The organism is Cupriavidus sp. 207A1 (assembly GCF_057798955.1).
This window is the reverse complement of the sequence record NZ_JBYOJO010000002.1, coordinates 59,619-73,214: the sequence shown is the minus strand read 5'-3', so window position 1 is coordinate 73,214 and position 13,596 is coordinate 59,619. Positions and strand designations below refer to the sequence as shown.

General features: G+C 64.8%; 13 protein-coding genes. 4 read left to right on the top strand and 9 right to left on the bottom strand.

The genetic code is table 11. The features are described from left to right. The first annotated feature begins 816 nt into the window (after positions 1-816). From AC3FMM_RS03070 to AC3FMM_RS03055, 4 genes are all read left to right on the top strand, one after another. Positions 817-1,335: a hypothetical protein gene (locus AC3FMM_RS03070; RefSeq protein ID WP_326347394.1), complete on the top strand. Its 519-nt coding sequence runs from the start codon at positions 817-819 to the stop codon at positions 1,333-1,335. A gap of 202 nt (positions 1,336-1,537) precedes the next feature. After that, positions 1,538-1,774, top strand: a complete 237-nt coding sequence (locus AC3FMM_RS03065) for a hypothetical protein (protein ID WP_373379600.1) — start codon at positions 1,538-1,540, stop codon at positions 1,772-1,774. Positions 1,775-1,800: 26 nt separating this feature from the next. Then, positions 1,801-2,106: a hypothetical protein gene (locus tag AC3FMM_RS03060; RefSeq protein WP_240988806.1), complete on the top strand. Its 306-nt coding sequence runs from the start codon at positions 1,801-1,803 to the stop codon at positions 2,104-2,106. 16 nt (positions 2,107-2,122) lie between these two features. After that, positions 2,123-2,392, top strand: coding sequence for a GTP cyclohydrolase (locus AC3FMM_RS03055; RefSeq protein WP_116378373.1), 270 nt, complete (start codon positions 2,123-2,125; stop codon positions 2,390-2,392). Positions 2,393-2,768: 376 nt separating this feature from the next. Here the strand turns inward: AC3FMM_RS03055 and AC3FMM_RS03050 are convergent, their stop codons facing one another. From AC3FMM_RS03050 to AC3FMM_RS03010, 9 genes are all read right to left on the bottom strand, one after another. Continuing rightward, entirely contained in the window at positions 2,769-3,893 is a 1,125-nt protein-coding gene (locus AC3FMM_RS03050) for a phage late control D family protein (RefSeq protein ID WP_373379601.1), read from the bottom strand. Further along, positions 3,890-4,312: a phage tail protein gene (locus AC3FMM_RS03045; RefSeq protein WP_326347399.1), complete on the bottom strand. Its 423-nt coding sequence runs from the start codon at positions 4,310-4,312 to the stop codon at positions 3,890-3,892. The genes AC3FMM_RS03050 and AC3FMM_RS03045 overlap by 4 nt, the downstream gene beginning before the upstream one ends. A 4-nt stretch (positions 4,313-4,316) precedes the next feature. Next, the gene (locus tag AC3FMM_RS03040; RefSeq protein ID WP_488686107.1) at positions 4,317-7,214 is read right to left on the bottom strand and encodes a phage tail tape measure protein; all 2,898 of its coding nucleotides are present in this window, start codon (positions 7,212-7,214) and stop codon (positions 4,317-4,319) included. Then, a complete protein-coding gene (locus tag AC3FMM_RS03035; RefSeq protein WP_373380265.1) occupies positions 7,211-7,276 on the bottom strand; it encodes a GpE family phage tail protein in 66 nt (21 codons plus the stop codon). Before AC3FMM_RS03035 ends, AC3FMM_RS03040 begins: the two co-directional genes overlap by 4 nt. Positions 7,277-7,308: 32 nt before the next feature. Next, positions 7,309-7,638 carry a phage tail assembly protein gene (locus tag AC3FMM_RS03030; RefSeq protein ID WP_373379603.1) on the bottom strand — a complete coding sequence of 110 codons (330 nt, stop codon included), beginning with the start codon at positions 7,636-7,638 and terminating at the stop codon, positions 7,309-7,311. Between the two features lie 65 nt (positions 7,639-7,703). Then, on the bottom strand, positions 7,704-8,213 hold the full coding sequence (locus AC3FMM_RS03025) for a phage major tail tube protein (RefSeq protein ID WP_373379604.1): 510 nt from the start codon (positions 8,211-8,213) through the stop codon (positions 7,704-7,706). Between the two features lie 28 nt (positions 8,214-8,241). Next, a complete protein-coding gene (locus tag AC3FMM_RS03020; RefSeq protein ID WP_326347401.1) occupies positions 8,242-9,414 on the bottom strand; it encodes a phage tail sheath protein in 1,173 nt (390 codons plus the stop codon). 151 nt (positions 9,415-9,565) lie between these two features. After that, positions 9,566-10,441: a tail fiber assembly protein gene (locus tag AC3FMM_RS03015; RefSeq protein WP_373379605.1), complete on the bottom strand. Its 876-nt coding sequence runs from the start codon at positions 10,439-10,441 to the stop codon at positions 9,566-9,568. 14 nt (positions 10,442-10,455) lie between these two features. Then, positions 10,456-13,593, bottom strand: a complete 3,138-nt coding sequence (locus AC3FMM_RS03010) for a hypothetical protein (protein WP_488686106.1) — start codon at positions 13,591-13,593, stop codon at positions 10,456-10,458. Positions 13,594-13,596: the final 3 nt, after the last annotated feature.

Here is a 13,596-nt window from a genome sequence, read left to right as displayed (position 1 = left end):
TTGTAAGCGGGTTAGGGCGATGTGCATCACCCCTCTATACTACTAGGTGCAGCGTTTCAGAAGCGAAGTGCTTCTGGTCTGCCAAGCACTCGTTTCCGGGCTCTCCCCCTCGATGACGTCTTAGGACTGGTGACTCCTGAAGTCACTCATGGGGATTCCGGGAACATTCATGCAAGATGCCACGAGGCGACCGCCGTTCGCCCAATCCCCCATTAGCCACGCAAGACAATCTTTCGCCAGGATCGGTGCAATCGAGGTCTGGCGAGAGAGACGCCTCTCCGCAAGTCCGATCGAAAAGCTGGTGTCCGCCTTCGTTGCTGCGCTTCCGCGTTTCAGGTTGGCGCAGCCGTGCTCTCATCGTAATGAAGATGCCGTAACGATCCTGAGCAATGCGCTATGGGTGGAAATGATTACCCGTCGGCACTGGAAGATCAGCGCCCACAACGGTGACAGCTGTTCAACACTGCCGTTCCCATGCCACCCTGGCAGGCAATGAAGGAAGATATCGTGCCGAGAGAATCCACCGAGACCACTTACCGGACGATCCATGTCACGCGCCTTCTACGCGACCGCCTGGAAGGCAGGCCGCAGAAGGGAAGCAACACCCAGCGATTCGGCGTCATGCGATTGGCAGCGTCAAGATGGCATCAGGCCATCACGCTGCTGATTGACTGGGATCGCGCTGTCAACGAAGGCTGGCCAGACCTGCGCTCACCGTCCTGTACTCGAACCAGGGCCATCAGGAGCATCGGTCGCGGTAGTCAGGCTGGCATCCGCCGGCTCGCTAGAAATGGAAACCGAGATTGAGGTGACTTCATGCGTACGCTGTTGTATTTCAGTCTGAAAGACACCGCCACGGCACGACTGGCACAAGTGCGATGCGGCGATTTGGCCGGTACCCCGGCCCGCGTCAAAGGGCCGTGGTTTGTCCAGCGCGACAATCAGCCAGTTGAGGGTTTTCCTGCGACCGACATCGGCCAGACTACGTACCGCGAAGAGGCGGCGCTCGCCGGAATATTCGTCGGCGCGGTTGTGGGCGCGCTTGTCATCTTGCGATATGGAGTCTCCGTGGGCGCCGGTGCCACGGCCGTTGCGTATGTTGGTGCTGTCATGCTTGGCGCGATCATCGGCTGGTGGGCCGGCGGATTGGTCGGCGTCAGGATCGGCCGCCTTGGGCTGTGGCGGCAGAATGCGCAAACGACACCCGGCCACTTCCTGATGATAGCCAGCTGCGATTCGAAATCTAAGGAGGCCTTGAAGCAGGTCATCAACGAATTGGGCGGAGTCGGGGTAGACGAGCATCGTGACGTGATGCCGAACTTCAGGTGGGTATGATTGCCGCTTCGGTTCGGCCGTGCCAATGCCCTCCCGGAAACGTATGTTACTCAGCGAAGCCAAACTGTCTCCGGGAAGTTTGGCGACCTAGTGGGCAGGTGCCTATGGTTCGATCCTGCTGCTCCGGACTCAGATCAGCTTTGATTGCTACTGGGTAGAGCATTACGTTGACAAATTCACTCCAGGAATATTGAAGATGGCTATGGAGCGCGTGACCGAGTATCGTGGGTTCGATATCCATGTCGATCTCCATATGTCATCCAAGGACATGTTCGATATCTGGTTCCAGGTCGAGGGACCCATGAGGCCGCCGGGCGTCGCGGCGATTGGTAGGCGAATCAAAGTCTTTGGCGGACCGTATTCCAGGCGTTGGGCTTACCTCGTGGCGGAACTGGCAGGGCGCGCCGCCGTGGACGTTATTCTTGGTCCGGATGAATGAACGGAGGCCGAGAGCGGAGGTCAGATATGCAAAGACGCGTCACGATCGGTGAATACGAAGTGTTGATCGAAGTTGAGCAACACCTCGGTCCCACCCAGTTGGTTGGAACGATCGGTTACGTCGTACGCTACTCGATTGCTCGTACGGACCGCCGGCCCGTCAGAGGCAATCTTCTCAGCGTACATTCCTACGAGCTCATGGATGGTACCGGCTACTTTCACAGCCTCGATGCGGCGTTTGACTATGGAGAGGCAAAGGCTCGCGATGACATCGCTACCTTGACGCCGAAAGCAAATCGGACACCTCCCGGGATATCCGCGTATGCCCGGTGATAAACGGAGACCGAACATGTCTCAGAACAACGCAATCTACAAAGGCTTCAGGGTATCTGCGAGGGTGCGTCACGTATCCGGTGCAGACCCCGGCGGCGACCTGGTCCACCCGCGCTTCCTCGCTACCGTAACGATCACGCGAGTCAGTACAGGAATGGGTTCCCGCAGGCGGCTGCCACCCATGATCCAGCATTTCGCCAGCGCGCCGCACACTGCCATTGCATTGGCCTTGTCATCGGCCAGGGACGTGATCGACGGCTTGTCCACCTTCGTCAAGGCGAGGTAGGCTCGGCGTTCATGCCGCAGGGTCTGAACGAAAGAGAGAGGAGACATCATGTCGAGACAGCTCAAGTCATCAATGATCTGCTGCCGCTCCTAACGGTCGCCCGCTTCGCGAAACCCAGGCCGCTCCGGTGAAGGAAGCACGCGGCGTCTCCTTTCCGCCATATTCCGATTGCGGCCGATATTCGACGGATGGTGGTGTCAATGGCCGCTCAAGCGCTCGTTTCAGTCATCGAATTCTGAGGCTGATTGGCTCAAACTGGCCGACAACGGTCCTACGTCGTTGCTTCCAGATAAGGCGTTGCAATGATGCGTCGCACGCCCGTGAAGCACCTCAGCCTGGTGTTATTCGGCTCACCTCGAACGAGGCGGCGTTCCCTCTATCCCTGATCTGCCTCGGCGAGCGACGACGGCTTGATTTCCAATTCCAACGCAGTCGTGTATCCCCGGTCTGTGAGCTGATGCGTGACCTTGGTGATGACCCATCTGGTGTTATCAATCTGCGGCTTCCAACCGCGCACGGCAGCGGGCAGCTCGGGAAACAGATCCGGCCGCCCGCGGGCGAGCGTGACCGTGAAGGTCGCCATGCCCCGCTGAATCCGCTCCCATTCCGCTCGCGCCGCCCGTTCTGCGTTGGCTTTCGAGGCGTAGGTATGCCGCAGCACCTTCACGTTGTCCGGGTTGGGCGCCGTAGCAACGGACTGCTCCCTTTTGCCTTTGGCCGGCTTCTCACTGACCGCTGCGGCATTCGACGCGTCGATGACCACCTCACCCTTCTTCGCGCCGCGTGTGTCCTGGTAGAACGCCTTGACGCCGTTGTAGTTGTCACGGTCGGCAATGCCAAACGAATGGGTGTCCCCGGACGATCGCGTGATGGTGACCATCGGCAGGGCAATACCGGACGCGCTCAATGCCTCGCCGGCCTTTATGAAGAGCAGCTTTCCCTGCTTCACCGTCGCGATCGCGTCGTAGTCCTTCGCCAGCCGGGACAGCAGATTGGCATCCGACTCGCCAGTCTGATCCAGGTGCTCGATGACTTGGTCGGCCAGCTGCTGCGCCACCACTGCCGCGAGCTGGTTGCGGCTGGCGATGGCGCGCACCAGGGCGCCGATGGTCTTGTCGCGAAAGCTGCGCTCCTTGCGCGTCGTCAGGTCGCTGCCCAGGTCGGCGCTGCGCGCGCGAATGGTGAGCCGGTCGGGCGGGCCGCTGTGCTCGATCTCGTCCACCTTGAAGATGCCCTTGTCGACCACCCCCGCGTCGCTCCAGCCAAGCGCGAGCGCCAGCCGCACACCCTTCTCGGGCAGGTCCAGCATGCCGTCGTGGTCGTCCAGCTCGATGTCGAGCTGGTCAGCCTCGAAGCCGCGGTTGTCCGCCAGGGTGAGGGACATCAGCCGCCCCTGGAAGCGAGAGGTGATGTTCGTCCCGTTGTGGACCAGCTGGTAGACCGGGCGCGGCTCCCGACCGGTGGCTGTGCGCGGCTCGGCTCGGACGGCTGAGAACATCATTCCGCCTCCTCGCCCAGGCCGCTGCCGATCAGCGCTTCGGCCTCGTCGTCCACCCGGGTCAGCTTGAGGGTGAACTCGATGCGTCGGGCCTTGCCGTCCTGGAAGAAGTAGGTACGCGTGACCTGCATGGTCTCCACCACGAAAAGGCCGTAGTACCGCCCGGTGCCCTCGATGAGCACGTGGGCCTCGCCGCTGTCGCCAAGCTTGCGCAGGTCATCGATCGAGTCGTCGCCGCCTGTCAGTTCCGGCGCCAGCACGCCGGCAAGGGTGATCGTCTCGTCGTCCGGACCGAGGAACTGGCGGGCCGGCCGGCGGCCGGTGCGGCTGTTTGCCGGATGCCGCCACCCGATCTGCTGCTGGAAGTCCTGGTAGGGCGCGGTGTCCAGGCTGAACACGAATTGCCCGAGGGCCATCATCATGGTGTCAATCCCTGTCGGTAAGTCGGGAGCGGTCGCGGGCGGCGCGCTGAGTCTCGGCCTGCCGCAGCTTCTCGTCCACCAGGCGCGCAATCTCCCGTTCGTCCATGCCCGGTGCCGCGTAGACATTGATGGTGATGGGCGCGGCCTGCTGCACCGGGGCCGGCGCCGCGGTGCCCGCCATCGCCGACACGGGCGGCCGCGTATCGAACTTCACGGCGGCCACCGCGGGGGTGGTCCCCACCGCCACGCCAGCGCCAACGCTGGCCAGTGCCTGTGTGATCCGGGCAATGGCGCTCATGGGCCCGCCTTGGCCTTGGTTGATCCCGCGCTCGAGCCCCGCCATGGTGAAGCCGCCCAGCTCGGCGAAGACGCGGCTGGGGGAGTGGATCCCCAGCTTCTTCTTGAACCAGGTCACCGCCGCGCCGGCTGCGCTGGATACGGCGTCGCGCACGCGGGCGAGCCCGCTGGTGATGCCATTGGCAAAGCCAGCCATGACCTGCGCCCCGGCGTCATAGAAGGCCGTCGCCAGACGCAGCGGCATGCCGAGCACCGTGCCGATGGCCTGGCCGATCTTTTGTCCCATGGACTGTGCGGCGCCGCCAATGTCTTGCACCGGCGCGATGAGGCGCGTCAGCCAGCCCCACAGGTTGGAGAGCAGCGGCCCAACGACCTGCCGCACCAGGCCGAACGCAGCGCTGACGCCCGGAATGGCCATGACCACGCTTCCAATGGCGGTCACCAGCCGCCACGCCGCCGCCACCGAGCGCATGAAAGCGTCAGCGAAGCCGGCGGCCGTCGGGCCCAAGGCGCTGGCGATGCCGCTGCCCAGGCCGGTGAAGAAGGCGCGAATGGGTGCCCAATACCTGTAGACCAGCGCGGCGCCCGCGGCCAATGCCGCCACTGTGGCCAGAATCGGCCAGGCAAACGGCAGGAGTGCCAGCCCTCGCAGGACGTTGAAGAGTGCCCCGGCCCGGCTCGTTGCGCCGGCCAGCAGTGCGCCGAAGCGGCCGGCCGCGCTGGTGGCGGCGCTAAACACCGGCGCCAGCCGGCCGCCAACGCTTCCCAGCACCTGTGCGCCACGCGCCAGCAGGGAGGAGGCCGCCGAGGCGCGCGCAAGCGATGGCACCAGCGTGGAGAGCCGAATACCCAGCATCTGCAGCCCATAGCGCGTCATCACCAGCGGCCCCAATGTCGCAGCCATCGCGAGCGTCAGTGCGCCCATGGCGGCCAGCAGCACGCCTGCCGCCGCGGCGCCCTTCATCAACCACCCGACCAGCGTCGGATTTGCCTGGGCGAAGGCGTTGAAGCGGCTGACCAGCTCTCCCACGGTGTCCATCAGCCCGACTATGGTCGAGCGCATCGCCTCTCCGGCAGCGCTGCTGCCGTTGAACAGCTGGTTCTGCAGCCGCTGCCAGCGGGCTGAGATGGTCTCCTGGCGCGCGGCGAACTCGCGCGACATGGATGCTTCGGCGCCGCGGCCGTTGGCCAGCTCCAGCTGGCGGCGAAACTCGTCCGGCTTGTCGACCAGCTTGGCCAGCGTGTCGGAATGCTCCATGCCGACCAGCTCCACCATCACGCCGATGCGCTTGTCCTTTGGCAACTTCTGCACCGCCTGGATCACCTGGAAGAGGGTGCCGGTGGCATCGGTGGCCATGCCCTGCTGAACGGCGGCGCTGGACAGCCCGATTTCCTTCATCGCCGCCTGGAACTTCTTGGTGCCCTTCTCGGCCGCGGCGAACTTCTGGACAATGGCGTTGACGGCGGTGGCGGCGGTCTCCGGGCGCTCGCCCAGCGTCAACAGCGTCGAGGCCAGCGCGGCGGCGTCCGACGAGGACATCTTGACCGTCGACACGACGCCGGAGATCCGATTCAGCACATCGATGATGTCCCCGCCCTTGCTGATGGCGTTGTCGTCCAGGTAGTTGATCGAATCGGCGAGCGCCTGGACCTGGTTGATCGGGATGCGGAAGTTCTTCGCCACCTTGCCCATGCTCTCGGCAATCTCGTCCGGCACCGCGTCGAAGGCGGTGGCCATCATGGCGACGGTTCGGGTGTAGGCGACCAGCTCCTCGCGAGGCACTTCCATGCGCGCTCCGGCGGTTACCATCTCGGCGATGGCCGTGGTGGGAATGGGCAGCTCCTCGCCCAACAGCTTGATCTGCCTGGCCATGTCGTAGTACACGGCGGTCAGGTTGCCACCTTCGTCACGCGCGCCCTGGACCTGCCGGGCAATGCCAAGCATGGCGTCCTCGAAGGACACATAGTCCTTCACCGCCTTGGCGATTGGCGTCAGGGCCACGCCGCCTGCCGCGGACACCGAAACGCCGGCACCCAGCATGGCATTGCGGGTAGCCATTCCCTTCACATAGCCCGCTTGGGCGGCGGCCAGACGGCGCTGGTGCTCCCCGACTGCCTTCAGCCGCGCCTCCTGCTGCGTCAGCGCCTGGGTGGCCAGGGCGATCTGGCTGCGCAGGTCGCCCTGGGCCTGCCGCAGCGAGGTGGTGCTGATGCCGGCAGCCTGCAGCCGGCCGCGCACCCCTTCCAGGCTCTGCTGCAGCTCGACGCCACGCTGCTTGAGCATCTGGGCTTCGCGGACCGCCGCGTTGAAGTTGCGCGTCATGGCGGCCGAGGGCCGCTCCGCGCTGTCCATTTCCTGTGCCAGCGCTTTGACGTGGGCCTGCGCGGCACGCAGCTGGTTGCCCGCGATCGCAGCGTCCTTGGACAGCTTGCGGAAGCTGTCGATGTTGGCCTGGGTCCGGTTCAGCTCCTTCAGCTGGTCGCGCGCGGCGCGCACCGTGCGGGCCAGCTCGGTGCTGCTGCCCATGGCATTGCGGAAAGGTCGGGTGAGGCGGTCCACCGCCTGCAGGACGACCTCCAGTCTCAGGTTGCGTGGCACGCTCATTCGTCGGATCCGCTTCGTTGCCTGGCGCGCTCGCGCCACTCCATCAGTTCGGCCACCCCCATCTCAAACAGACGGTCAGGCGGCCAATGAAAAATCACTGCAACGTCGGCGATGGCGTCTTCGACTCGGGCGGGTAGGCCTCGGCCTTCGCCGCCTTCGGCAGCAAAAAACCGCTCACCGCCGTGGCCAGCTGCGTCATGTCCGCCGGATCCAGCTGGCTCACGTCATGGGCGGTCAGGGTCGGCGTGGTGATGCGGGGCAGCACCGTGTGCAGCGCGGTGACCTCCATGCGCATCAGGTCGACCAGGCTGCAGCCGCGCAGCTCGCCTGCAGCAGGCTTGCGCACGGTGATGGCGGTGATGAGTTCCTTGCCGCGGCTGATCGGGGTATCCAGGGTGATGGTTTCGGATTTCACTTCGTTCATGATGGCTCTCGAAAAGGTTGGCTAGTTGGCCCAGAGCGGGCCAGCGGACTGTCAGCAGGCTGGCGTTACAGGCCCATCGCGCGGCGCTGCTCGGCCAGACGGTCTACGCCGAACACGACCTCGATGAAGTTCTCGTGGTCGATCTCGACCCATACTTCGCCGTTGATCGTCAGCTTGTAGTAGGCGAGCGACGACTTGACCTTGAACTGGCTGCTGTCACCGACCTTGCCGGTGCCGAAGTCAAGCTCGGTGTGGCGACCGCGCACGACGACTTCGACCGCGTCCATGTCGCCCGTGTCGTCGCGCTGGTAGGCGCCGGCGAAGCGCACCATCGCGGCAGAGGCTCGCGTCACCCCGTACTGCTTCAGGATCTCGCGCATGATGCTGCCGTAGGTGGTTTCCAGCTCCAGCTTCTCGTTACCGAAGTCCAGGTCGATGGGGCCGTTCATGCCCCCCGCGCGGTATTCCTCGAGCTTGCGCGTCAGCTTCGGCAGGATGATCTCCTCGCATTCGCCGACGTGGCTCACGCCGTCGGCGAAGACGTTGAAGTTCTTGAGTTTGCGTGGCATTGCCATGGTGGTTTCCTCTCTTGAATGCCCGCTATCAGCCGTTCACCGACGCGGCGAAGTCCATCAGGTAGCGGTCGGTGATGCGCTGGCGCAGCTGCAGGTTTTCCAGCGGCGGGACCGGCGTGTAGTCGTAGTCGATCCACAGCTTGCCGTCCTTGAGCGTGTCCTTGGTGTTGATGCCGCCATCCAGCCAAGCGGTGCCGCCCATCAGGTAGCCAAGACGCGTCCACTCGCGGAACTTTGCATTGAGGCCCTCGACGATGTCGCGGGCCAGCGAAGCCGTGAGCGGCAGGTCGATGGCCCAGGCGTGGGCATCGGCCATGGTGTCTGCCAGGATCTGCGCGGTGCGGGTGGCGCTCTCGAAGGCGAACAGCGGCTCGGAACTGCAGGTGCGCGAGCCCCAGAAGCGGAAGCCCTCGAAATTGATCAGCGTGGTGACCTCGTTGCTGTTGAGGTAGCCGGCATCGGTCGCCGGATCCTGCAGATCCCAGTAGATGTCCTTCGAGACGCCGGTGACGCCGTTGACCGGGACGTTGGAGATTGTCTTGTGCCACCCGACCGTCTCGTCCAGCTTTGCGCGCAAGCCCAGCGCCCGGGCGGTTGCCCACAGGTTGCGCTCGGCGTTGTTGGCTGTGTCCCAGCCCACGAAGTCTGGCCACAGCAGCATCAGCTCGCGCTGGCCGAAGTTCTCGCGGTAGGCCACCGCCTCTTCCTTGGTGGCGCAGCCATGCGCGCTGACATAGCCGAAGGCCCGCAGCTTCTGGCAGATCGAAGCGAGCGCCGTGGCGACCTCCAGCTTATCGAGCCCAGGCACGGCCAGAATGCGCGGCGTCACGCCGAAACGCGTCTTCGCCGCCAGCAGGGCCTTCATGCCGGTGTAGCGGCCGGCGGCGTTGGTGGTACCGATCAGGTTGCTGGTGGTCTCTGCTTCGGTGGCGCCCTCGGCGACACGAACGACCACCGTCATCGGGTTGGCCTGGTCGGTGATGGCCTCGAGGCTCGCGCGCAGCGTGCCTTTGGTGCCGGCCTTGCCGATGGCTGCCTGCGGGTTCGTCAGCAATACGGGGGTGTCGAGGGGGAACGCCGTGGCATCGGCGTCCTCGGCGACGGTCACCAGGCCCGGAATGGCCGTGGCGATAGTGCGGATTGGGCGGGTGCCATCGTTGACCTCGATGACGCGTACGCCGTGGTGGTAGTCGGTTGCCATGCAGTCCTCCGGGAGATTGGCAGACGATGGAAAGCATCGTCCCGGCAGGATGCTGCGCACGCGCGAGGTTGTCGTGCGGTTCCTGTTGTAGGCAGAAGCCGCACAACGAATAGTTGAGGGCGCTACGCCTTGGCGCCCCGGCGGTCAGTGGTTACGAGCCCTCGTCGGCACTGGCCGCACCGTCCTTGGCATGAACCCCTGCCTCGATGGCTGCCTCATCTGGTTGCGTGGGCCACGTGACACCGAGGGGGAATGTCGGCGCCAACGCGACGTGCTGCAGCTGCAGCAGGAAGGACACCCAGGCCTCGTAGATCGCCTTCTGCACGGCGTCGAGTTGCCCTGCCGCGTAGGGCTCCGCTTTGCCTGCCGTCGCTTCGTTTGCCAGGGCCAGAAGGGCGTCATACTCGGCGCGGGCTGCAGCCTTTGCCGCTTCCTCTGCCTCAATGGCTGCCGTGATGGCTTCGACGTTCGGCGCCTCGGGCCAGTCGGCCACGACGGGGAAGTCAGTCGAATTGACCACGCGCACCAGGTCCAGCTGATAGGCGGACCACGCTTTGAACAGGGCGGTCCCTACGGCGTCCAGCAAGCCCGCCGCGTAGGCGTCTGCCTTGCCAGCGTTTGCTTCCCTGGCGATCGCCATCAGGCGGTCGAACTCGGCCATCGCGGAAGCACGGGTGCGCTCGGCGACGAGGGCAGCGTCGAGCGCCCAGCCTTCGGCGGTCCAGCGGTGCAGCTCGGACGGCCGCGGATCCGGAGTAAGGCCCGCCTCCTGGGGCGTAACGCCTGGGACGCCCAGCTCGGCCGGCTCGCCGCTTTCAGTGCGGTACAGAATGACCCCCCGGTAATCCGGCAGCATGACCCATGCGCCATCGTGGAAAAATGGCCATTCGTAGCGATTGCGCTCCGGCAGCGGTACGAGCGTGGTAAAGGCCGGCTGCAGCCAGGCGGTGGGGTTGCGCGGGTCCGGGTCGGCGAGCGCGCTGCTGATGTACTGGCCGGTATGGCTGTCGTAGTGGTGGATCATCATTTGCGGAAATCTCCTTAGAAGGCACGGATCATGGCGAGCGCGGAGATATTGCGAACCCGAACTTCTGCGCCGCCGTCTGCATTGACCGTGATGGTGTGGCTGTGATTGCCGGCGTAGCCGATCCCTACGTTGTGTGCGTGCGAGCCATCGCCGGCGATCGAGATGCCGGTATATGAGGCGGATGTACCGGCCCACGCGTCGGCGTTCGTTACGTAAGAACCAGAGACGCGTCCCGCGCCGGTGGCCCCTCCGCCGGTCCAGGTCTGGAAGCTGTGGGCATGGCCGGGATCGTTGACGCCGTGACCGTGCCAGCCTTGCGCATCGGTCCAGGCACCGTGGTTGTGGTCGCCGACTGGTGTAGCGGACGCGGCGTGCGCGTGCGTCTTGTTCTGGCTGTCCTGGAACACACCGATGCCCCGGCCAGCGTCCGCGCCGCGTGCGTCGTCCCAAAACCGCAGGTATTCGCCGCGATACTCAGGGATGCGGAACGTCGTGTTGCCATCGCCGTGGGAGAAGCATCCCCAGGAGCCGGCGAGCCATGCGGCATCCGTCACGATTGCGCCGCTTGCCTGAGCGTAGGCCCACAGCTCGGGGTAGTCCGCACGCTTAAGTAGCGCGCCGTTCAGCTTCAAGCAGCCTGCGCGCGCGGTGGTGCGCGGCTCGATGATGATTTGCCCAACAGAGGCGGTTAGCAGAGTCGACATGACCCAAGCGGTCGTCGCCAGCTTGCGCGTGCTGTCGCCGGCCGGCGGGGTGTCAGCCGTCGCGTAGCCGGTTACCTGCAGTTTCGCGCCGCTTCCATCGGTCGCGGTGTTGCCGATGCGCAGCTCGCCGTTGTCTGCAAGGCGCATCTTCACGGCCCGCGCAGTGGTCCCCGGCGCGGTGGTGCGGAAATCCATATGCGCGCCGCGGGCCGTGGTCGTGTAGTTCTCGCTCGCGACAACCTCGACCTGGGCAGCGACGTTCATGGCGGTGCCATCCGAGCCACAGAAATTGACATGGCCGAGCGGGTCGCCGGACAGGACGGCGCCCTGGGTCGTTACGGTGACGCCGCGCGACTTGCCAATGTTGATGCCGGCCGGTTGCGTGTCGTTCGAAAACCGGGCCGTGTTGATGTAGCTGTCGTTGCCGGTGGCAGCATTCTGGATTCCTGCAATGGAGGTTGCCCCGACCGCAAGGTCAGCGTCCAGGCCGCGGTATAGGCGGGTAGCGATGCTGGCCGACCCAGCGACTTGCAGCAGATTGCCGTTGTCCGCAGTAGTGCCGAGCAGCAGCTTGCCTGCGAGGTGGTTCGATGCGGTACCGTCCCCATACAGGTTCCACTTGTCAGGGCCTGCGCCCATGCGAAGCCGCGCGCCGATCTTGCGCAGAATGTTCGGCACCGTCACGTCATTTGCCATAAGACCGGCGTACTCTGTCACGGTCGCACTGTCGCCAACCACTGGCGTGGGTGCGAAGAAGCCGACAAGGTTTGCCATCGTGAAGGCGGCGTCCTTGACCCTCGGGATCGACGAATAGGTGGCTCCGGTGCTCGTGGCCGTTTCGTTGAACTCCACGTTGTTGTAGATGCCATGCTGCGAAACGGCTCCGCCAGGTATCGGCAGCCCCATACGAATGGCTGCAGCGGACGAAAGCGGCCCGCCGACTGCCATGTATCCATCGGCGCTGAACAGGAACTGGTATGCGTAGCTGCCAGGCGCGGCAGTGGTGTCGAAGGACACTGACAGAATGCTGCCGTCCGCCATCAACCGAGCATTGCGAGCGCCTGCGGACCGGTCAATGAGCTGCACGCCAGGCCCGTATGACTCGATAGCCAAGCCGCCACTGGGCCCGTTCGCAGCTTGCGTATTCCCCCCGTCGATGATTCGAGCGGTCGGCGCGTTGATGGCGGGCCAGCCGGACGTTTGCAGGCCGATCACGCCGCCGGCCTTGTCGAACTTGTTGCCGAGCTGCGTCGTGACGGTGGTCGCAAAATTCGGGTCGTTCCCCAGCGCCTCGGCCAGCTCCTTGAGCGTGTCGAGGGTGCCCGGAGACGAGGCGACCAGGTCGGCGATAGCCGCCATCACGAATTCAGTGCTCGCGGCTTGCTTGGTGGTTGTGCCCTTGGCTGCAGTCGGGACCAGCGGAGTGCCGACAAAGGTTGGGCTATCGAGAAGGGCGAGTTCCTTCCAAGCCTGCCACGCATTGCTGGTGCGACGGCGAAATACGATGCGGTCGGAGCTATAGGGAGAGAAGAGCTGAAAGCCAGCGGTTCCGTACGGGCGATGCAGCGCCACACCTGGCCCGAGGTTCAGCGGGACATTGATTGCTGCGCCGGGAACATAGAGCAAACCGCCGGGCACGCTGGCGTCATCCATATCGGTGATGGCGCCCTCGGTGCCGACCCCGCCGAATCCCAGCAGCTTTAGTCGCGCGAGCAGCTTCTTGGCGGTCACGGCGCGAGCATCATCGGTTCCCTGGTCTACCTCCGTCTGCGTGGCAATTTCCAAGAGCCCGGTGCGCGTTTCGGTCGCGGTGCGCGACGAGAGGCAGGCCGGCGTGACGGACCGCGTTGCGTCCGTGCCGGCTTGGGTTTCGCTGTTGGTGGCCAGCTCGACTAGGCCGGTGCGCGTATCGGTTGCGGTGCGCGACGAGAGGCCTGCCGGCGTGACGGACCGCGTTGCGTCCGTGCCGATTTGCGTTTCGGTGTTGTCGGCGAGCTCGACCACACCCTTTACCGTGGTGGTGGCGGGCGGATTGAGGAACGATGTGTTGCCGAACGTCAGCGCCGCGGTGTCGACCGTGGTCAGCAGGATATCGGTCGCCAGCAGCATCATCGCCGCCGGCGACTTCTCCACGATGGGCGTGTCCTGGCCGTAGGTGCCGAGCAGCACGCCGTTGTCCAGGTACAGGCCGAACCCGTACATGGTGTACTGGTCGGCCGAGTTGTCCGTCATGGTCACGTGAATCGTGTCGTCCGCGACGGTATCGCCCGCCACGGTGGTCAAGCGCGGCGCGCGCTCGTTGGGCAACGCGGTCAGGCCATCATTGTGCGCAAACGGTGCGGTTGCGATGCCGACCGACACCACCTGGCGCGATACGGTGCCGGTGTTCTCCGAGTTGACCAGGGCGGCGCGGCCAGCGCTGGTGAGCTTGAAAAGTAGTCCTGGCATGTC

What these genes read in the sequence shown, in the direction of transcription:
- AC3FMM_RS03070 (WP_326347394.1), top strand. Translation starts at nt 817, where the DNA reads ATGCGTACGCTGTTGTATTTCAGTCTGAAAGACACCGCCACGGCACGA.
- AC3FMM_RS03065 (WP_373379600.1), top strand. Translation starts at nt 1,538, where the DNA reads ATGGAGCGCGTGACCGAGTATCGTGGGTTCGATATCCATGTCGATCTC.
- AC3FMM_RS03060 (WP_240988806.1), top strand. Translation starts at nt 1,801, where the DNA reads ATGCAAAGACGCGTCACGATCGGTGAATACGAAGTGTTGATCGAAGTT.
- AC3FMM_RS03055 (WP_116378373.1), top strand. Translation starts at nt 2,123, where the DNA reads ATGTCTCAGAACAACGCAATCTACAAAGGCTTCAGGGTATCTGCGAGG.
- AC3FMM_RS03050 (WP_373379601.1), bottom strand. Translation starts at nt 3,893, where the DNA reads ATGATGTTCTCAGCCGTCCGAGCCGAGCCGCGCACAGCCACCGGTCGG.
- AC3FMM_RS03045 (WP_326347399.1), bottom strand. Translation starts at nt 4,312, where the DNA reads ATGATGATGGCCCTCGGGCAATTCGTGTTCAGCCTGGACACCGCGCCC.
- AC3FMM_RS03040 (WP_488686107.1), bottom strand. Translation starts at nt 7,214, where the DNA reads ATGAGCGTGCCACGCAACCTGAGACTGGAGGTCGTCCTGCAGGCGGTG.
- AC3FMM_RS03030 (WP_373379603.1), bottom strand. Translation starts at nt 7,638, where the DNA reads ATGAACGAAGTGAAATCCGAAACCATCACCCTGGATACCCCGATCAGC.
- AC3FMM_RS03025 (WP_373379604.1), bottom strand. Translation starts at nt 8,213, where the DNA reads ATGGCAATGCCACGCAAACTCAAGAACTTCAACGTCTTCGCCGACGGC.
- AC3FMM_RS03020 (WP_326347401.1), bottom strand. Translation starts at nt 9,414, where the DNA reads ATGGCAACCGACTACCACCACGGCGTACGCGTCATCGAGGTCAACGAT.
- AC3FMM_RS03015 (WP_373379605.1), bottom strand. Translation starts at nt 10,441, where the DNA reads ATGATGATCCACCACTACGACAGCCATACCGGCCAGTACATCAGCAGC.
- AC3FMM_RS03010 (WP_488686106.1), bottom strand. Translation starts at nt 13,593, where the DNA reads ATGCCAGGACTACTTTTCAAGCTCACCAGCGCTGGCCGCGCCGCCCTG.